The 482-nt window shown below is 50.2% G+C and carries 1 protein-coding gene; it reads right to left on the bottom strand.

Features of this window, described 5'->3' with window-relative positions; translation table 11 throughout:
* Positions 1–38: 38 nt before the first annotated feature.
* Positions 39–482: serine O-acetyltransferase (locus B3W37_RS08795; protein WP_483175420.1), on the bottom strand; the 444-nt coding region annotated here is incomplete at its 5' end.

Raw genomic sequence — 482 nt, 5'->3', positions numbered from 1 at the left:
AGTTATAGGTGGTGGGACCGCATACATACATTTTCACCCTATGCGGTTCCAGAGTTTGCAAATCTTCCTTTCTGCCTCCTAACGTGTTGTAAAGGCGCATCGGGGAGTTCTCCTTTCTCCATATCAGCTATTCTTTTCTCCAAAATATCGATTCTTTCCTGCATAACGGTGAACATATCTGCCACAGGATCAGGCAGGACATTATGCTCCAGATCCACCTCATCCACCTTGGCGCCGTCACGCACTGCTATTCTCCCCGGAACCCCTACTACCGTACAATTGGAGGGCACATCTTTCAGGACCACCGAGCCCCCGCCGATCTTAACATTGTTGCCAATTTTAATATTCCCCAGTACTTTGGCGCCGACACTGATAGTCACATTATCCCCGATGGTGGGATGGCGCTTGCCTTTTTCCTTGCCGGTGCCGCCCAGGGTAACGCCTTGATACAAGGTGACATTATCCCCTATCTCGGTGGTTTC

This window comes from Syntrophomonas sp. UBA5494 (genome assembly GCF_002426325.1).
Note: the sequence above shows the minus strand (reverse complement) of the source record. Positions and strands in the feature narration are given on the sequence as shown.